This window comes from Streptomyces sp. NBC_00457 (genome assembly GCF_036014015.1).
Lineage (GTDB): Bacteria > Actinomycetota > Actinomycetes > Streptomycetales > Streptomycetaceae > Streptomyces.
The window spans coordinates 6,214,648-6,231,982 of record NZ_CP107905.1; the positions used below are offsets into that span (position 1 = coordinate 6,214,648).

Consider the following 17,335-nt stretch of genomic DNA (forward strand, 5'->3'; position numbering starts at 1 on the left):
CGTCCCGGCGGCGGGAGCAGCGAACTGCTGCTCATCGATGGGGGTGCGAAAGGGGTTCGTTCGGCGAGCGATCACCAACGCCCGTCGAAAGGCTTGCCGGGAAGCTCGCGGCGTCGGGTGCGGTGCGTCGCGAAGCAGAGCATCTCCCGCGTACCGGACGTGCTCACGTGGTGCTACAACGCGGCGAGGTGCCGTGCCGGGCGTAGCGAGCCGGTGAACCTTTCCGGTCGCGGCACCAGGGCCTGTGTCGGAAGTGGCGTCGTCCGCCCGAAGGGCGGGCCGGGCGGCGGCGATGGGGGCCCGCGCGAGTTCGGGTTCGAGGGTGGGGGAGCGTGCTCTGGGGCCCCGGCCGAAGGCTGGGGGGTGCCGGGCGGAAGCCCTCGTACTGGACGCACTTGGGCTTTCGCCCGGTGCGGCGAGTGGGGGCATCTCCCACGCCCTTAAGGCAGTGGGGGCGCGTGCCAGGCGTAGGCCGCAGGCGCCACTTCCGACACAGGGCCTAGGCGGCGGGCGCCTGCTGGTCGTCGGCCACGGGCCACCAGGCGAGCCGCATGGCGGCGATGCGGTCGCCGCGCAGGTCGTAGGAGGCGAAGAACCGGATCGTCACTTCTCGGCCGGACACGAGCGGGGTGAGGAAGTGGTCGGGCACGTCCCGCTCGGGCCGCAGCACGATGTCCAGCTCGACGAGGATGTGTCCCTCGGTTCGCGCGACGATTCTCGGCCGCAGTTCCTCCGGGATGCCGAGGTGGTTCTTGGTCAGGAAGTCGATCACCGTGTCCCTGCCGCGGAGCTCCCCGAAGGGCAGGATGAGGGCGAAGTCCTCGGTGTAGTAGCGCTGGGCGGTCTCGGCGTCGTCGCCCTGGTTGTAGGTCTTGATGTAGCCGTCGTAATCCATGCTGGTCTCCATGCCGGGTCCATGAGCGGCGGTAACGGTGGTCGGACAGAGGTCTGGCGCCTCCCGCATCCGCAACCACAGCGGTGGGGAGGAGGCAGGCCGCGCACGGGCAGGAGCTGTCCGGAGGGCGCCCGCCAAACCAATTCGCTAGATGTCTAGCGACCTGTTTCACGAAAGTAGAGACCCGGAGAACGGAGTTGTCAAGAGGGTGTTGCGTCGCCGTTAAGCCGCAATGTCGCGGCGTGGGTTCAGCTGGGCGGAATCAGGCGGCGCTGAGGCTCGGAGAGCGGTTCCGGCTCGTGTGCGGCGATCTTGGCGAGCAGTCGCGCCAGGGTGAGCTCCTCGTCGCGCGTGAGGGTCTCGAGCCAGTGTTTCTCGCGGTTGACGGTCCACCAGTGCATGAACTCGCCTACGACCGCTTCACCCTGCTCCGTGAGCGTGATCAGAAGCATGCGCCGGTCATCGAGCTGGGGGTTGCGCCTGATGAGGGCTGCGCGCTCCAGGGTGTGCAGAGTGGAGGTGACGCTCGCCGTGGAGACGCTGAGCAGTTCGGCGAGTCGCCGCGGAGCGGCCGGGCCTTCCACTTTGAGCGCGGTCATCAGCCAGAAGCCGGCGAAGGTCAGCCCGGCGGGCCGGGCGAAGTTGGACTCCATGTCGCGCTCGATCCTCCTCGCGGCCCGCATCAGGTTCATCCCCACCGACGCGATCGCGAGCTCCAGGTCGGCGTCCGGGAGAGTGAAGCCGGACGCGGCCGCCAGACGCTCGCCGTACGGCCCGGATTCCGCACTGTCGCTCGACTTGTCCGTCACGTGTGTCGCCCCCGTCTCGGAGTCCTGACTGCACCCGCCTTCCGGGCGCGTCCCATTCTTCCGCCTCCGATGGCTTGACAACCATCGATGCGGGGTTGCTACGGTCGTTTGAAATCGCTAGAAGTCTAGCGAAGTGTGCGGAGGTCACCATGACAGCGTCGTACCTTCCCCGGTCGGGTGCGCGCTGTCCCGGTCCGCCGACCGGCACGGAGGGCGGCCGCGCCAATGTCTCCGCGCTCGTCGATTGCCTGGAGCACAAACCCTGATACGGCCTGTGCGCCGCTGTTGTGGCGCTACCGCCGACGTGACGGCGGCACACCGGTGCACGCCCCTGGCGGCATCCACATCCCGCACCCGCTACCAGCAGCTGGAGAATCAGTCATGACGTGGTTGAACGAGTCCCCTTGGCAGTCCCGGATCCAACTCGGCGGCTGGGTGCCGGGCTCCGGCGGCGACTACCCCGTCGTGGAGCCCGCCACCGGCAAGGAGCTGGCCCGCGCCGGGCAGGCCACCGCGGCCGACGTCGCCACCGCCGCCGAGGGCGCCGCCGAGGCTCAGCGGGCCTGGGCCGCCCTGCCCTACGACCAGCGGGCGGCCGTACTGCGCCGGGCAGGCGACCTCTGGAACGACAGAGCCGAGGAGATCGGCGAGTGGATCGTCCGTGAGGCCGGCTCCATCCAGGCGAAGGCCGCACTGGAAGTCCACACGGCGGCCGAGGAGTGCTACGAATCCGCCGCGCTGGCCTCGCACCCCGCCGGTGAACTGCTGCGCAGCGCCCAGCCGCGGATCAGCCTGGCCCGCCGTGTCCCGGCGGGCGTCGTCGGCGTGATCTCCCCGTTCAACTTCCCGCTGATCCTCTCGATCCGGTCCGTCGCCCCGGCCCTCGCCCTGGGCAACGCCGTCATCCTCAAGCCCGATCCCCGCACGGCCGTCTGCGGCGGCGTCATCCTCGCGCGCGTCTTCGAGGAGGCGGGACTGCCCGAGGGGGTCCTGTCCGTGCTGCCCGGCGGCGCCGACGTCGGAGAGGCACTGGTGACCGACCCACGGGTACGGGTGATCTCCTTCACCGGCTCCACCCGTGCCGGACGCATCGTCGGCCGACTCGCCGGCGAGCATCTCAAGCGCGCCCACCTGGAGCTCGGCGGCAACTCAGCGCTCATCGTGACCGCCGACGTCGACCTGGACAAGGCCGTATCGGCGGGCGCATTCGGCTCCTTCATGCACCAGGGACAGATCTGCATGACGACGGGACGCCACATCGTCGACGCGGCGATCGCCGCCGACTACGCAGCGGCTCTGGCCGAGCACGCCGACCGGCTCACCGTCGGCGACCCGTCCACCGGGCAGGTCGCGCTCGGCCCGGTGATCGACGCCGGACAACGCGACACGATCCACCGGCTGGTGACGGAGTCGGTCGCCGCGGGCGCCCGGCTCGCCTCCGGCGGCACCTACGACGAGCTGTTCTACCGTCCCACCGTCCTCACCGACACGCCCGTGACGGCGCCCGCCTTCGCGGAGGAGGTCTTCGGCCCCGTCGCGCCCGTCGTCGCCTACGAGAATCTCGACCAGGCCGTCGCGCTCGCCACCGACAGCCCGTACGGTCTCAAGCTCGGCATCCTTACCGGCGACGGGCTGAAGGCCATGGAATGGGCCGAGCGCCTCCCGGTCGGCGCCGTCCACATCAACGACCAGACCGTCTCCGACGAGGCCGTCGCACCCTTCGGCGGCCAGGGCGCCTCCGGCACCGGGGCCCGCTTCGGCGGCATACAGGGCAACCTGGAGGCCTTCACCGAGGTCCAGTGGGTCACCGCCCAGAGTGAGATCCCCGACTATCCCTTCTGATCCCGGCCGCGCGACGCCGCACGGGTCAGGGCGGAGGCCGACTGGCCCGACCCCTTCGGCGCCCTCTGCCGTAGTGGCGAAGGGGGCGCCGAAGGGGTTGTTGGCCGCGCAGCGGCACCCCGGGCAGGCCCGCGCTGCCGGTTCGCCAACTGCTCCTGGGGCAGGGGTCCGTCGGCCAGGTGCCGGTCCGCTGCCTGGGCGGACTGCTGCAGGCGCTGGCCGGAGTGCCTGATCCCCGGGATCCACGCGGAGTGCGCTACCGGCTGCCGACGTTCCTGGCGATCGAGGTGTGCGCGATGACGGCGGCCGGTCACAACTCCCTGTCGCGATAGCCGAGTGGGCCCGCCGCTGTGATCAGGCGGTACTGGCCCGGCTGGGCTGTCCCTTCGATCCGTTCGCCGGCCACTTCCGGGCGCCGGGAGAGCGGACCTTGCGGGACGTCTTCGCCCGGTTCGATCCCAGCGCCCTCACATCGGCCGGGTTCGCCCGGCTCACCGCGCTGACACCGCCCGTGGTGGGGCCGCTGGGCCCGGACGGCATTGCGGAGGGCGAGCAACGCCGTGCCCACCGGGCTACCGCACGCGGGCAGGATCAGTGCCGGCGTGGGCGGCGGACGGCAAGTGCCTGCGCGGAGCCGTCCGCGCTCATGGCAGTCCGGTATGCGTGCTGACCGCCGTCCGTCACGATGACGCGCTGACCGCGGGCCCTGCGTGAGATCGGCGCGAAAACGAACGAGATCCCCGAGTTCGCCCCGCTGCTGGACACCATCGACGACCAGGACCTGAACGATGCCGTGGTCACGGTCGACGCCCTGCACGCCCAGAAGAACCATGCCCGCTACCTCGTCGAGGACCGAAAGGCGCACTACCTGCTGTCCGTGAAGAGCAACCAGCCCGCCCTGGCACGGCAGTTGAAGAAGCCTGCCCTGGGCGCAGGCACCGGTCCTGAGCCACTCCCGTGCTCGCGGACACGGCCGCGAGGAGGTCCGGGCGGTGAAGGCGGTGCCGTGGACGGACTGCTCTTCCCGCACGCCCGCCAGGTCGTGCGCATCCACCGCAAACGCCGCCGCATCGGCGCGGAGAAATGGACCACTGAGACGGTCTGTGCCGTCACCGACCTGCTCGCCCACCACGCGTCCGCCGCCGAGATCGCTGCCTGGGCGCGGGGCCACTGGATCATCGAGAACACCGTCCACTGGACCAAGGACGTCACCTTCGCCGAGGACGCCAGCCAGGTCCGCCGCCACCACACCCCGGCCGTCATGAGCGCCCTGCGCGACCTGGCCCGCGCCACCCTCCATCGCAGCGGATGGACCAACACCGCCGACGGCCGACGCGCCCACACCCACCCCGAAACCGCCCGCACACTCCACGGAATCCCGTGATCAAACCGGACGAACGTGACTCTCCCCGGGGTCCTGGGGCGCACCGTCAGCGAGGGTCCTCGGAACCCTCGCCGACGGATCGAACCCGTTTCTGGCCGAGACGCCTCGGAGAGGCTCGTGTCCTCGGCCGCGCGGGGTAGGTCAGCTCTTCTCCTCGGCGAACTCCAGGAGTGCCGGGCTGAGCCGGGTGGGGTCGAGTTCGGTGACGTCGTAGGCCGCGACCTCCGCCTTGACGAAGGGGTCGCCTGCGATGACGGCGTCCAGTTCCTCGCGGCTGGACGCGGTGGCGAAGATGATGCCTCCGGTCAGCGGGACCTTCTTGGCGTAGCCGAGGAGCACGCCGGAGGCGTACTTGGCCTGGAGCCAGGAGACGTGTCCTTCGAAGTGCTTGCTGACTTCTTCCATGGGCTGGATGTAGCCGACGGACAGCAGGTAAAGGGCCATGATGGCAATCAGTTCCGTTCTGTTGCGCGTGGAGTTCAGGCAGTGGTGGAGGCGGTGCGGTCCCCGCGCTCCTGTGCACGGCGGACCGAGCCCTCGTACGGCTCCAGTTCCTTGAGCTGCTGGTTGGTGAGGCGGGTCTTCTTCAGCTTCTCGGTCACCGGGGTGCGGCTCTCGGGGGCGAGGCCCTGGGCTCGGAACATGGTCTTCAGAAAGAGGCGGATCACGCGCTCCCGGCCCGGGGTGATCCAGCCGATGCCGTGGATCCGGCACGTTCGCTCGCCGGCCAGGTAGCGGGTGAGGTCACGGCCGAAGGACTGGAGCGGGCGGGGGAACCAGCGTTCGGCCCAGAAGTTCATCATCGCGGTCGCGACCCGCTGCCCGGAGTCGGTCCGCTCGTAGGGCCGGGCATCGAACTCCTCAGCAAAGGCGATCATCGCGTCGTAGTCCTCGGGAAAGCCGCTGACCGGTCCCGATTCGCGCTCGAAGAGCTGGAAGACCGCCGCTGACCAGTGGTGCCAGGCGATCTTCATGTGCTCGGGCAGGCCGGGCAGGCCGAGCGCGCGCTGGAGCCGGTGGCCGAAGGTGGCGATCTGCACCAGCGGGAAGATGAAGTCGTCGTTGTCGTCGAAGTTACCGGGCAGGTGGGGGGTCTCCCTGGCAATGGCCATGTGCATGCGGTTCAGGCGCGTGACCGCCTGCTTGCCGGCCTCGCTGGAGGGGCCGTCGACCATCCAGTGCATGAAGAAGTCGTTGCCGTCCTGGAAGCGGCGGTGCGGCTTCAACTCCAGCTTCCTGGTGTGATCCAGGGTCGCGGAGCCGAGGGACGGCTGCATCACGTGCATGGTGACCGGATAGATCATCAGGGCGAGGGCGAACTCGTTGACCTGGTACTGGGTGTACAGCGAGATCATCCGCTCCCACTCGGTCTCCGGATCCATCCGGGCCAGCTCGCGGCTCACCCAGTGGTATCCGCGCTTCTCGGTCGGGCTCGTCGGCATGGCCGGCTCCTTCATCTCGGAATGTCGCCCTCTCACGGTGACCGTCGGCCAGATCTTTGTAAAACAACTGTCTCTGTTCAAAGACATCGGCACAGCCGATAAACTGAGGTCAATGACCAGATTCACGCTGCGCCAGCTCTCATATTTCGTCACTGCTGCCGACCAGGGCACGACGGCCGCCGCAGCGCAGGCGCACGGCATCTCCCAGTCGGCGATGTCCTCCGCCCTCACCGACCTCGAGCGCACCCTCGGCGTGCAGTTGCTGCTCCGCAACAAGGCCAAGGGCGTCACCCTCACCCAGGCCGGTCGAGAGGCGCTGCCCGACGCCCGCCGGCTGCTGATCGCCAGTGAAGAACTCCAGTCCCGTATCACCGACTTGGGCAACGAGCCGGCCGGACGGCTGACCATCGGCTGTTTCACCGACTTCGCCGCCTTCGTCCTGCCGCCCCTCCTGCGCGACTTCACCCACCGATGTCCACGTATCGAGCCCGACTTCACCGAAGGTGGTCAGGTAGTGCTCCAGGACCAGCTGATGGAGGGCCGGTGCGAGCTCGCGCTGCTGTGGGACATCGGACTGCGTCCCGGCATCACCACCCACGAGCTGTACCCGCTGCTCCCGCAGGTGCTGCTGCCGCCCGGACACCGGCTCGCCCGCCGCGAGGCCGTCTCCGCACGGGACCTGGCCGCCGAGCCGATGATCCTGCTCACCGCTGCCCCCGGCACGGACTTCGTCCAATCCGTCTTCGCCGCGGCGCAGAGCACCCCGAAGATCCGCTTCCGCACCGAGCGCTTCGAACACGCCCGTGCACTGGTCGCCCACGGTCTGGGCTACACCCTGTACGCGCAGCCCGCCGGCCTGGACCCCGCCACCTGGGCCGGCGACATGGTCGTACGCCCCCTGAGTGATCCCGTACCCCCGCGCCCCGTCGTCCTGGCCCACCCCACCGGAGCCCGCCTCACCCGCCGCGCCCAACTCTTCCTCAGGCACTGCGTGGGCGGGGACAAGTAGCCGGGTGGGGTGGCCGGCCCGCGCGTTTGTCGTGCGGCTCGGTCCTTGGTGATCAGGCCGTCCTTCTCGAGGATGGCGACCAGCGCGGAGACGCGGCGCGGCTCATACCGGACAGCGTTCGTGGCGCTTGTTTCACCACGGACACCTCCCGGAACTGCGGCGCCGTCCAGGGTGGGAGCGGAATCCCGCCGAGCGACCGCCTCGCTGACAGCTTTCACACGCCGTGCCCTGCGGTACCGGAAGCCCGGCGATGAAGGCCGGCCGGCGGTGAGCCCCCACAGCTCCGCCGGCCGACCGTCCTTGAGGCTCAGCCGAGGAAGGTGACGGCCGAGCTGTTGTCCGCGGCGTTCCAGTGGTCGGTGAGCTTGCCGTCCTGGACGCGGAACCAGTCCACAGCCCGGAAGGTGAACTCCCGTCCGGTGGCCGGCTTGCCGAAGTACGGACCGGTGTTGGTGCCGGTCAGGGTGGTGACCAGCGCGACCTGGTCACCGGAGGCGAAGACGTGCTCCAGCGTGATGGCGGTGTCGGGGAAGCTCTTGAACTGCTCGGCGAAGAATCCGCGCACGCCGTCACGGCCCGGCGGCAGTTCTTCCACATGCTGCGCGTAGGCCGGTGACAGGTGGCGGTCGATGGCGCCGAGGTCGTGGCCGTTGATGAGCTCGTTGAAGAACGTCGTGGCGACGCTGAGGTTGGCGCTCTCCTGACGGGTGTAGCGGCTGGTGAAGTCCGTCTGGAACGCCTGCTGCCCGCTGGGCGTGGTCAGACCGAAGTTGGCGGTCCGGGAGTAGTCGTACACGTCACCGTGCTCGACGATTTTTCCGTGCTTCAGCCGGAAGAAGTCGCCGTTGCGCTGCTGGAGCGTCTCGCCGGTCGCGGGCTTGCCGGACAGCGGGCCGGTGTTGGTGGCGTTCACGGTGTTGATGATGACGACCCTGTCACCGTCGGCGATGAGGTTGTTCACCGCGACCCGGTAGTCCGGGAAGCCCTCGAAGACACCGGTGAGGTCCTTCACCAGGTCGTCGCGGGTCTTGCCGATGCCCGGGTTGTGTTCCACGTAGTCCGCGCTGATGTACCGGCCGATGCTTCCCACCTCGTGTTCGTTCAGCACGTGCTCGACATACGCCTTCACCACCGCGACGTTCTGTCGTTCCTCCGGACTCATTGACTTGCCCCACGGGTGACCGGCCACCGGCACGGACTCGGGCGTCGCAGCCGCCGTACCGCCCGGCACAAGGGCGATGATCCCGGCGATGGCCGAGGCCACGGCCCCGGCGGCGAGTGCAGACCTGCGCAACGTATTCATGATGGAAAACTCTCGACTCGGTGGCGTCGGCGACTCGTTCGACCGACGCTCTCTTGAGACTTCAATAAACCGCTCTGGGGCAACATGCGGCGAGGTTCACCGAGGACTCCATCGGGTGAGAATCGGACAAGCTCTCAAACGTCGTCGATCCTCAGGCCCGGTCGACGGGACGGCCATGAGGGCTTTTCCGCTGGTACCAAGGCGGGAATGGTTAAAGCAGCCACCGCCCTTGATCCGCACCGATCACTCCCTGCCTTCCCGCAACGGACATGGCCAGGGCTCACCTCGTCGCAGATTCCCGCCCCCTTGAGGGCGGCCGTCAAGGACGGTGGCGATGTCTGACGCCCCAGGGACCACCTGGACGGCTCGGCGGCGAAACCACACTGGCCGTCGACCTGGGGCGAGCCCACAGCGCAGTGTCGAACAGGCATGCCGATGGACCCGCGATGCGGGTCCGGCTCGACTGTCTCGGCGGCTGTCGGGAGCGCGGACGGCGTCAAGGGAGAGGTCGGCTGCTCAGCCGTCGGCGGCGACGACGAGGTCAAAAAGGTCACGGCCAAGTCCGGCGAACCACTGGAGTGCAACTACGACCTCGGCTGACCGCGACGGCAGGGCGAGAGGGTGGGCGACACCCGTCGCCCACCCTCTCGCAAACTCCGCCGCCTCCTCGCACACTCACCCGGCCCAGGAGCCGATCAGCCCTTCAGCGCCGCCGCAATCGACTCCGCGATCGGCGTGGTCGGCCGGCCGATCAGCTTGGACAGCTGCCCGCTGGTGCCGGCCAGGCGCCCGCGCTCGACGGCCTTGTCGACGTCCACGAGGGTCGCAGCCAGCGGCTCCGGCAGACCCGCCGCACCCGTGAGGATGCCCTGGTAGGCCTCAGCGGGGACGTTCTGGTAGACGATCTCCTTGCCGGTCTGCTTCGAGAGCTCGGCGGCGTACTCGGCGTAGCTCCAGGCGGTGTCGCCGCTCAGCTCGTACGCCTTGTTCTCGTGGCCCTCCTCCGTCAGGACGACCACGGCGGCGGCCGCGTAGTCGGCACGGGCGGCGGAGGCGACCCGGCCGTCACCGGCGGCCTGCACAACCGCGTTGTGCTGCAGGACAGGGGCCAGCTGCTCGGTGTAGTTCTCGTTGTACCAGCCGTTGCGCAGGAAGACGTGGGGCAGACCCGACTCGAGGATCAGCTTCTCCGTGACCTGGTGCTCGGCGGCGAGCCGGAAGTCGGCCTCCGGGGCACCGAGGACGCTGGTGTAGGCCAGCAGGGCGACGCCGGCCTTCTTGGCGGCCTCGACGACCGCGGTGTGCTGTGGGACGCGCTGGCCGATCTCGCTGCCGGAGATGAACAGGACCTTGTCTCCGGCGGCGAAGACGCCGTCCAGGGTCTCGGGCTTGGAGTAGTCGGCGATCGCGAGCTTGATGCCGCGGGAGGCGTAGTCGGCGCCCTTCTCCTCGCTGCGGACCACGGCGGTGATCTGCTCGGCGGGGACCTTCTTCAGAAGTCCCTCGATGACGTGGCGGCCGAGGGCTCCGGTGGCTCCGGTGACGACGATGCTCATGATGAAATCTCCTGGTTTACAAGGGGAATTGCCAGCGGGGGGAAATCAGTCCGTCGTGGAGACGGGAAGAACCTTGCGATAGGCGAAGACCGCGATCGCCGCCGTGGTGATGTGCATGATGATCAGGGCGGCCACGCCGGTGCTGTCGGCGTGCGGCTGGTAGTCGCTGACCGGCATCGCCAGGTCCGGGATGAACGACAGGACGACGACGATCGGCACGAGCTTGCGCAGCAGGGCGTCGGGGTCGGCGGACATCTTGCGGACGATCGACCAGCCGAGTGCGCCGATCAGGACGCCCAGCAGCGTGAAGGACACGTACGACGGCGTCTTCAGCGGGCGGAAGTCGTCCGAGGCCCCGGCCGCGTGGGCGATCACCGCGATGATCGCGTTGACGACGGAGGAGGCCACGATCGCGGCCAGCAGACCGCCGATGACCAGCGGGACGCTGGAGCGGCCGGCGGTCGTGGAAGGGGACGTGGAGGAGGCCATGGTTTCCCTTTCCCGGGAGGGGGTGGCGGTGGGCGGCCGGTCAGGCGGCGTGGGAGGCGATCAGTTCGCGGAAGTTCTTGGCGGCGGTGGCGATGTCCTCGTCCGACACTCCGAAGACGGTGCCGTACATCTTGACCAGCGGCTGGACGTCGAACTGGCAAAGGTTCAGCGTCGCCTGCCAGTTGTGGAACAGGCTCTCGATGCTGGCCCGGTTGATGCCCTCCGGCGTGTAGGCCTCGGGGACCCCACCGATGGTCAGCGAGACGATGGCCTTCTTGCCGGCGGTCTGGGTGCGGGTCCCGTCGTAGGTGAACGCCCACCCGTGCGTGAGGACGGCGTCCTGCCAGTGCCGGATCATGGGGGTGACGTTGTACCAGTACACCGGGTGCTGGAAGACGATCACATCGTGCTGCGCCAGCAGTGCGCGCTCGCGCTCCCCGTCCACCTGGAAGTCCGGGTAGGCGGCGTACAGGTCGTGCACGGTGACGTTCGGCAGGTCGCGGACGGCGTCCACCAGGGCGGCGTTGTGCCTCGACTGGGACAGATCAGGGTGGGCGACGAGGACGAGGACCTTGGGCATGACGGGAACAGCTCCTTGAGATGACGCGGGCCGGAAGGCTTCGCCGCTCGGGGCGGGCGACGCCACCGGTGCTCCGACGAACGTGTCGGGTTTCGATCGGAAACCAAACGCTTGAGGTCTCAATCATCCGTCGTGCTTGCGCAGGTGAGCCAGGTACGCTTGGGACTCGTGACGGTCAAGAACGGACAGCCCATCGTGGAGGTGGGTTACCACCGCAGTCACGGGCGGACGACGCTCGGCATCGAGGTGGTCCGATCCCGTGACGTGCGGGACCCGGCCCGCGGCGGAGCCCCCGAGCTGGGGGCGCATCGCCTCAACTTCCATGAACTGGTCCTGGTGGCCGAAGGCCACGCGGAGCACGAAGTCGACTTCGTGTCCCATCCCTGCTCGCCCGGCACTTTGCTGTGGGTGCGGCCCGGTCAGGTCCAGCGGCACTTCGTTCCGAAGGAGCTCGATGCTTGGATCGTCTGGTTCACACCCGACTTCCCACCACCCCTGCCGGACTCCGACCGGCTGCTGAGTGCCCCGTTCGCACCCGTGCGGCACCAGCTGGACGAACCAGAGCTGGCCAGGCACCTGGAGCTCGTCGGCCAACTCGCGGACGAGTCCGCCCGCTCCGCCGCGGACGCGGACCTGCTGCGTCATCTGCTGGCCGCGCTCCTGCTGCGCATCAGGCGCCTGCCCATGCCGGCCGACACGCTCAACTCCTACGAAGCCGGCGAGACCTTCACCCTGTTCCTGCGTGAGCTGGAGGAGTCCTACGCCCGCACGCGGCGGGTCGAGGACTACGCCGCCCGCCTCGGATACACGCCCAAGACGCTGACCCGGGCCTGCCTCGCCGCCACTGGCCACTCCGCGAAGCGTGTCATCGACGACCGGGTCGTGCTGGAGGCCAAGCGCCTGCTGACGCACACGGACTGGACGGTTGCATCGATCTCCTCCGCCCTCGGTTTCGCCGAGGCGACGAACTTCAGCAAGTTCTTCGTGCGGAACGCCGGCACCGCTCCGCTGGAGTTCCGCAGGAACAACACAGGGGCAGAGGATTGAGCGAAGGTGTCCGTTAGTTATCCGAGGGAGTCCGTGCCGCACCTTTCTTGTTCCTGAGCCCTCCGCGAGCCTGATTCAGTCCCGTGGGGTGCCGTCACCAGGGACAGAATCCCGCCGGCGGTGACCGATCCCGCGCGCTGTGCGCCATCACAAGCCCCGCGGGTCCGGCTCGAACACTGCCTGGAGTGGATGCATGACCACCGTCAGATGGCTCGACGACGAGGAGCAGGAAGCTTGGCGGGCCTTCGTGTTCGCCACCCAGATGCTGCACGACGTCCTCGACCGGCAGCTGGCGGGCGAGGCCGGGATGCCGCACAGCTACTACATGATTCTCGCCATGTTGTCGGAGGCACCCAGGCGGTCGCTGTCGATGGGCGAGGTCGCCGAGCTCACCCGCTCCTCACTGAGCAAGGTGTCCCATGCCATGCCCAAACTCGAAGCCAGAGGATGGGTGCGACGTGACCGCCACTGGAGGGACGCCCGCGTCGTGGTGGCGACCCTGACCGACGACGGGCTCGCCGCACTGAAGGATGCGGCGCCCGGCCATGTCGAGCAGGTGCGCAGGGCGCTGTTCGACCGTCTCGACCGCGAGCAGGTGCGTCACCTGAGGGACATCTTCCGCACCGTACTGGCCGGACTGGGAAGCGATGAGGGCAACGCCCCTGCCGGTCTCCGCGCGCGGTCGGCGAGGCCGCCCGGCGCGCGGAAGGCGCCGACCCGTCAGGGCATGGCCGGGAAGTAACGGAAGATCACGTCGGCGACGCAGGCGGGTTTGGTGCCGGTCTCGGATTCGACCGGTCGCGCCTTTCTCGGCGCACCAGGATCCCCCAGCCGACGGGCACCATGGCCGCGAAGAACCACCAGTTGTACGCGTAGCCGACGTGCGGGCCGATGCTGCCGTGGTCCGGTTCGGGAATCAACTCCGGTTGATCTGCGGCAGGTTCGGGTGACGTCCGGGTCAGCTCCAGATATCCGGAGAGTACGGGAGCGCGGAGGACTCGGCTCTGCATGTCGCTGTTGATCAGCAGCACCTGGTCCTTCGGCAGGCCCTTGATGTCCTTGATGCCGCTGGAAGCCGTGGTCTCGTCCGGCCTCAGACGGCCGGTGACGGTGACTTCACCGGCCGGAGCGGCGGGAACCTTCGGGGCGGCCGTCAGGCCTCCCCCGCCGGGGATCCAGCCGCGGTTGACGAGCACACGGTCGCCGTTGCCGAGGATCAGCGGGGTCAGGACGTGGAAGCCGATCGTCTCGCCGTCGGCGGCAGTCCGACGGCGCACGAGCGACTGGTGCGCGGAATCGTAGCGGCCGATCGCGGTGGCGTGCCGGTGGGTGTCGGACACGGGACGCGGTGTGCCCGGACGGCTGAGCCGTTGCACGGGGGTGGCGGGGGCGGCCAGATTGGCGCCGATCAACTCGTTTTGCGCGACCCTCTGTTCGTACCGGTGGTACTGCCAGAGGCCGAGCCGGACCATCGCGGGAACGAGGGCCAGGCACGCCAGCGTGAGGAGGACCCATTGGCGGGTCAGCATAAAGCGGTACAAGGTCCTACTCCCCAAACGGCACGACTAGGATCGGGCGGTCCCCATCCCTAGGCCACCTCTGAATCATCAGAATATCGCTAGACTTCTAGCGAACTTCAGAGGGCCTCCCACCGGCGAGGGGGCCGCACGGGCGCTGCGCGAGGATGGGGAGTGAGTGCAGAGCTGACTGAACGCGCGGAGCACAGGCAGGAGCGATAAACGTGACGGACCCTTCCGGCGGGGCGGCACCCCTGCCGTGCGATGCGTGCCGGGCCGTTGCTCGCTAGGCAGAAGATGCCGGTCACCAGCCCGACTCGCTGCACGTAGTCGGCCAGATTCTCCCGCTCGCCCAGCAGGACACCGACCGCAACGACTACCAGCACGGCGATGGAGAAGATCCGGACCGGGCGGTCGGCGCGTGCGACGAAGTCGGCGGAGCGCAGACGAACCGCCATGCCGATTCCGACCGGGATGAGCACGATCCCGATCACCTGCACCACCTTGCCGAGGTGCAGGCCGAGGTCGCCCTGGGTGTCGAAATGGTCGACGGCGAGGTTGGTGATGATCGGAATGGTGAGGGCGGCGAGCACCAAGCTGATCGCGGTCAGCGTGATGTTGAGGGCAACGTCTCTGCCGAAGAGGTGGCTGAACAGGTTGGCTGTGGTCTTGCCGGGGAAGCGGCCAGAAGCATCACGCCGACGGCCAGCGGAGGCAAACCGGCTGTGGGTGAGGACCGTATCCTCCCGTTACCGGCCCGCCGTCGCTCGGACCAGCGAGGCAAGGTCACACGCGCCGCCGTGGCTCACTGCACTCAACCCCATCTTGCCTCCGGAACGCGCTGTGCGGTTGTCCAGTTGGTGAGCGCCCCATGCCCGCACCCTCCGAGCCGACCGGGCACACGATCAGGCCGGGCGTCGGCGGGCTTCAGGTGCTCGTGCGAGGGTCCGGCTCGATGCGCAGCAGCAGGAGGGCGGTGTCGTCGGCGCGGTCGCCTGATGGCTGCGCTTGGTCGATCAGTGTGTCGGCGATCTCCTCGAGTTGGTGGCCGGCTCGGGCGAGGGCTGTGATGAGGGCGGCGAGGTTGCTGTCGTAGTGAGTGCCGGGGGCCTCGACGAGTCCGTCGGTGTAGAAGGCGAGGACAGTGCCGGGAGGCACGGCGACGTCGGTGGTGGGGTAGGCGGCTGTGGGATCGGCCCCGAGCAGCGGTCCTGGCGGCACGGGGAGGATTTCGGTGGACAGGTCGGGGTGGCGCACCAGGGGCGGGTGATGTCCGGCGGTGGCCAGGCGGGCGCGGTGGTGTGCCAGGTCGAGGTGGGCGTACAGACAGCTGGTGAGCAGGTCGGGGTCGAGGTCGGTGAGCAGCCGGTTGGTACGCGCGAGGACGTCTCCCGGGGCGGCGCCGGCGACGGCGTGGGCGTGGACGGCGGTGCGGACCTGGCCCATCAGGGCGGCGGCGCGCACGTTGTGGCCTTGGACGTCGCCGATGACGGCGGCGGCGTCGGTCGGAGTCATGCGGATGAGGTCGTAGAAGTCACCGCCGATGTCCATGCCGTGGCTGGCGGGGAGATAGCGCGCGGCCTGGGCCAGACCGGGGATCTCCGGCAGGTTGCGGGGCAGGAGTCCGGCCTGGAGACCGTGTGCGAGCCGGAGCTTGGCGTCGTACAGGCGTGCCCGGTCCAGGGCCTGGGCGATCAGGGCGCTGAAGGTGGTGAGGGTGAGGCGTTCCTCGGTGGTGAAGGGGTGGGGCCGGTCGTAGCCGAGCACGCAGGTGCCGACGGAGTGTCCGGAGGCGGTCAGGGGCAGGAAGGCCCAGGCGCCCAGGCCGTCCTCCAACTCGGCCTGGGCGGGACAGGCGTACGGCAGCTCCTGCCGGGAGGCGAAGAACGACGGCTGACCGGCGGTCGGGCTCGGTATGGCCGGTGTGTCCGCGGTCAGGGGGCTGTGGTCGAGGCGGTGCAGCCATTGGGTGGTAAAGCCATGGGCGCCGATGATCTGTGCCCGGCCGGCTTCCGGGACGAGCAGAGCGAAGGCCTGGGCGTCGAAGGCGAGGAGGAACTGGTCGGCCACCACCTTGACGATGTTGTCGATGTCCACGGTTTCGGTCAGGGCGGCGGCCAGGTGCATCATGTGGTAGATCGCGCCCGGCCGGGTGGGCCCGGCCGACCGGGCTTCGGGCGGGCGTGGGTCCGGGGGGCGGTGTTCGGGCCGCGTGGGGGTGATGCGCACGCTGACGCCGGTGGGGTCCGGATACAGCTGGAAGAGCAGGGACTGGTCGGCGGGACGGGTGGCGGTGAAGGAGGTCGGCTGCTGACTGACCACCGCATTCCGATGCTTGTGTTCGTAGCCCGGCTCGCCCAGCCATGGCAGGGCCTCCCACAGGTGGGCGCCCAGCAGGCGCGGGGCGCTCTCGCCCACGAGGTCGGCCGCGGTGCCGTCGATGAAGGTGATCCGTCCGTCCGGGGTCAAGGCGCATCCGCCCTCGGGAAGCCGGGTGACGAAGTCCAGCGCGGCATGAGCCTCGGCCGGGCCTGCCACATCGCGGGGTGCCGAAGGCAGGTGGCGGGGCTCGGGGGCGGGCACGAGAGGGCGTCCGGCTTCGGCGGTGCCCTCGAGCAGTCTGGTGAGGCGGTCACCGGCGGCGGCGATCGAGTCGCGCTCGACGCGGCTGAGCTCCGGCGGCCTTCCATGGGGCCAGATCAGCACCATGGTGCCCCATACGGTGGCCCGTGTGGCGAGGGGGACAAAGGCCGTGGCAGACGGATACGGGACGAGCATGAGGATCTGCGGATAGCGGCGTGCGTACTCTTCTCCCGAACCGATCCACACCATGTGCCGCCTGCGTACCGCGTCGACCGTTGGACTCGGAACCACAGTGGCCAGACTCATGCGCTGCAGCGGCTTGACCCATTCCGGCGGTGCTCCCCTGGCCACCTCCAGGCTCAAGACCTCGCCGCCGGGCTCGGCCAGGTAGATCGCACCGATGTGCGCCCCCAGACGCTCCATGGTCCAGGCGAGACTCTGGTCCAGCAGATGCCGTACGGCGGCCTGCTCCAGCTCCTCGGCAGCGTGATCCATCCTGCGCACTCCGACTCGAAAACACCTGTGTGTGCAGAATATGCCGGATGTGCTGGTCAGTGCCCCGCAGGTTCCCAATGCCCGACGCTCCCGGGCCGCGCAAAGGCTCATCCACCGAGCCTGTCGGCCGTCGGCCCTCTGAACAGCGCCTTCGAGGCTCGCAAACACCCACTCATGCTTGGTTTGGGCCCGGCGAGCGGCCCTCTCGCGCCGGGTTCCGTCGTCGAATGCGTCAGCGGAAGAGCGGCGGCAGAACGACGTGCCGACAGGCGCCGCGCGGTGCGCCGCCGGCACGGCACCGGCACGGGCCGCCCCTACGACGTCATAGCCGTGCGCTGGATCCGCCACGCCTACCGATCCGCGCGCCGCGAACCCACCTCCATC

18 protein-coding genes are annotated in these 17,335 nt (G+C 69.1%); 7 read left to right on the plus strand and 11 right to left on the minus strand.

Translation table 11 applies throughout. From position 1 onward, the window contains the following. Window positions 1-499: 499 nt before the first annotated feature. Window positions 500-907, minus strand: a complete 408-nt coding sequence (locus OG828_RS28410; protein ID WP_328502710.1) for a nuclear transport factor 2 family protein — start codon at window positions 905-907, stop codon at window positions 500-502. A gap of 236 nt (window positions 908-1,143) precedes the next feature. Next, complete coding sequence (locus OG828_RS28415; protein ID WP_328502711.1) at window positions 1,144-1,704, minus strand: MarR family winged helix-turn-helix transcriptional regulator; 561 nt, start codon at window positions 1,702-1,704, stop codon at window positions 1,144-1,146. Between the two features lie 381 nt (window positions 1,705-2,085). Between OG828_RS28415 and OG828_RS28420 the strand changes: the two genes are divergently transcribed. The 3 genes from OG828_RS28420 to OG828_RS28430 all read left to right on the plus strand — a co-directional run bounded on the left by OG828_RS28420 (window position 2,086) and on the right by OG828_RS28430 (window position 4,930). Continuing rightward, the gene (locus OG828_RS28420; protein ID WP_328502712.1) at window positions 2,086-3,546 is read left to right on the plus strand and encodes an aldehyde dehydrogenase family protein; all 1,461 of its coding nucleotides are present in this window, start codon (window positions 2,086-2,088) and stop codon (window positions 3,544-3,546) included. A gap of 179 nt (window positions 3,547-3,725) precedes the next feature. Further along, entirely contained in the window at window positions 3,726-3,878 is a 153-nt protein-coding gene (locus OG828_RS28425) for a transposase family protein (RefSeq protein ID WP_328502713.1), read from the plus strand. Between the two features lie 449 nt (window positions 3,879-4,327). After that, entirely contained in the window at window positions 4,328-4,930 is a 603-nt protein-coding gene (locus tag OG828_RS28430) for a transposase (protein ID WP_328504951.1), read from the plus strand. A gap of 141 nt (window positions 4,931-5,071) precedes the next feature. Here OG828_RS28430 and OG828_RS28435 read toward each other — a convergent pair whose 3' ends face one another. Continuing rightward, window positions 5,072-5,374 carry a YciI family protein gene (locus tag OG828_RS28435; RefSeq protein ID WP_328502714.1) on the minus strand — a complete coding sequence of 101 codons (303 nt, stop codon included), beginning with the start codon at window positions 5,372-5,374 and terminating at the stop codon, window positions 5,072-5,074. 35 nt (window positions 5,375-5,409) lie between these two features. Next, a complete protein-coding gene (locus OG828_RS28440; RefSeq protein ID WP_328502715.1) occupies window positions 5,410-6,372 on the minus strand; it encodes an oxygenase MpaB family protein in 963 nt (320 codons plus the stop codon). A 112-nt stretch (window positions 6,373-6,484) separates the two neighbouring features. On the opposite strand from OG828_RS28440, the gene OG828_RS28445 reads away from it, so the two are divergent. Beyond that, window positions 6,485-7,381 carry a LysR substrate-binding domain-containing protein gene (locus OG828_RS28445; protein WP_328502716.1) on the plus strand — a complete coding sequence of 299 codons (897 nt, stop codon included), beginning with the start codon at window positions 6,485-6,487 and terminating at the stop codon, window positions 7,379-7,381. A gap of 307 nt (window positions 7,382-7,688) precedes the next feature. Here the strand turns inward: OG828_RS28445 and OG828_RS28450 are convergent, their stop codons facing one another. Beyond that, window positions 7,689-8,675, minus strand: a complete 987-nt coding sequence (locus OG828_RS28450) for an ester cyclase (RefSeq protein WP_328502717.1) — start codon at window positions 8,673-8,675, stop codon at window positions 7,689-7,691. Between the two features lie 444 nt (window positions 8,676-9,119). Between OG828_RS28450 and OG828_RS28455 the strand changes: the two genes are divergently transcribed. Next, the gene (locus tag OG828_RS28455) at window positions 9,120-9,284 is read left to right on the plus strand and encodes a hypothetical protein (RefSeq protein ID WP_328502718.1); all 165 of its coding nucleotides are present in this window, start codon (window positions 9,120-9,122) and stop codon (window positions 9,282-9,284) included. Between the two features lie 95 nt (window positions 9,285-9,379). Here the strand turns inward: OG828_RS28455 and OG828_RS28460 are convergent, their stop codons facing one another. From OG828_RS28460 to OG828_RS28470, 3 genes are read right to left on the minus strand one after another with little or no spacing between them, the layout of a single operon-like run. Beyond that, a complete protein-coding gene (locus OG828_RS28460; protein WP_328502719.1) occupies window positions 9,380-10,240 on the minus strand; it encodes an SDR family oxidoreductase in 861 nt (286 codons plus the stop codon). Between the two features lie 45 nt (window positions 10,241-10,285). After that, the gene (locus OG828_RS28465; protein ID WP_328502720.1) at window positions 10,286-10,729 is read right to left on the minus strand and encodes a DUF6069 family protein; all 444 of its coding nucleotides are present in this window, start codon (window positions 10,727-10,729) and stop codon (window positions 10,286-10,288) included. Between the two features lie 40 nt (window positions 10,730-10,769). Continuing rightward, window positions 10,770-11,309 (minus strand): NAD(P)H-dependent oxidoreductase, encoded by a 540-nt coding sequence (locus OG828_RS28470; protein ID WP_328502721.1) that lies wholly within the window; start codon window positions 11,307-11,309, stop codon window positions 10,770-10,772. Between the two features lie 168 nt (window positions 11,310-11,477). Between OG828_RS28470 and OG828_RS28475 the strand changes: the two genes are divergently transcribed. Both OG828_RS28475 and OG828_RS28480 read left to right on the plus strand, forming a co-directional pair. Beyond that, window positions 11,478-12,356, plus strand: coding sequence for a helix-turn-helix domain-containing protein (locus OG828_RS28475; RefSeq protein WP_328502722.1), 879 nt, complete (start codon window positions 11,478-11,480; stop codon window positions 12,354-12,356). Window positions 12,357-12,549: 193 nt separating this feature from the next. Further along, entirely contained in the window at window positions 12,550-13,098 is a 549-nt protein-coding gene (locus OG828_RS28480) for a MarR family winged helix-turn-helix transcriptional regulator (RefSeq protein WP_328502723.1), read from the plus strand. 7 nt (window positions 13,099-13,105) lie between these two features. Here OG828_RS28480 and OG828_RS28485 read toward each other — a convergent pair whose 3' ends face one another. The 3 genes from OG828_RS28485 to OG828_RS28495 form a co-directional block, all read right to left on the minus strand. Then, a complete protein-coding gene (locus tag OG828_RS28485) occupies window positions 13,106-13,897 on the minus strand; it encodes an SURF1 family cytochrome oxidase biogenesis protein (RefSeq protein WP_328502724.1) in 792 nt (263 codons plus the stop codon). Between the two features lie 95 nt (window positions 13,898-13,992). Then, window positions 13,993-14,529, minus strand: coding sequence for a hypothetical protein (locus OG828_RS28490; protein ID WP_328504952.1), 537 nt, complete (start codon window positions 14,527-14,529; stop codon window positions 13,993-13,995). A 271-nt stretch (window positions 14,530-14,800) separates the two neighbouring features. Then, window positions 14,801-16,951, minus strand: a complete 2,151-nt coding sequence (locus OG828_RS28495; protein ID WP_328502725.1) for a PP2C family protein-serine/threonine phosphatase — start codon at window positions 16,949-16,951, stop codon at window positions 14,801-14,803. Between the last annotated feature and the right edge of the window lie 384 nt (window positions 16,952-17,335).

What these genes read in the sequence shown, in the direction of transcription:
- OG828_RS28420 (WP_328502712.1), top strand. Translation starts at nt 2,086, where the DNA reads ATGACGTGGTTGAACGAGTCCCCTTGGCAGTCCCGGATCCAACTCGGC.
- OG828_RS28480 (WP_328502723.1), top strand. Translation starts at nt 12,550, where the DNA reads ATGACCACCGTCAGATGGCTCGACGACGAGGAGCAGGAAGCTTGGCGG.
- OG828_RS28495 (WP_328502725.1), bottom strand. Translation starts at nt 16,951, where the DNA reads ATGGATCACGCTGCCGAGGAGCTGGAGCAGGCCGCCGTACGGCATCTG.
- OG828_RS28460 (WP_328502719.1), bottom strand. Translation starts at nt 10,240, where the DNA reads ATGAGCATCGTCGTCACCGGAGCCACCGGAGCCCTCGGCCGCCACGTC.
- OG828_RS28435 (WP_328502714.1), bottom strand. Translation starts at nt 5,374, where the DNA reads ATGGCCCTTTACCTGCTGTCCGTCGGCTACATCCAGCCCATGGAAGAA.
- OG828_RS28440 (WP_328502715.1), bottom strand. Translation starts at nt 6,372, where the DNA reads ATGCCGACGAGCCCGACCGAGAAGCGCGGATACCACTGGGTGAGCCGC.
- OG828_RS28465 (WP_328502720.1), bottom strand. Translation starts at nt 10,729, where the DNA reads ATGGCCTCCTCCACGTCCCCTTCCACGACCGCCGGCCGCTCCAGCGTC.
- OG828_RS28470 (WP_328502721.1), bottom strand. Translation starts at nt 11,309, where the DNA reads ATGCCCAAGGTCCTCGTCCTCGTCGCCCACCCTGATCTGTCCCAGTCG.
- OG828_RS28410 (WP_328502710.1), bottom strand. Translation starts at nt 907, where the DNA reads ATGGAGACCAGCATGGATTACGACGGCTACATCAAGACCTACAACCAG.
- OG828_RS28455 (WP_328502718.1), top strand. Translation starts at nt 9,120, where the DNA reads ATGGACCCGCGATGCGGGTCCGGCTCGACTGTCTCGGCGGCTGTCGGG.
- OG828_RS28445 (WP_328502716.1), top strand. Translation starts at nt 6,485, where the DNA reads ATGACCAGATTCACGCTGCGCCAGCTCTCATATTTCGTCACTGCTGCC.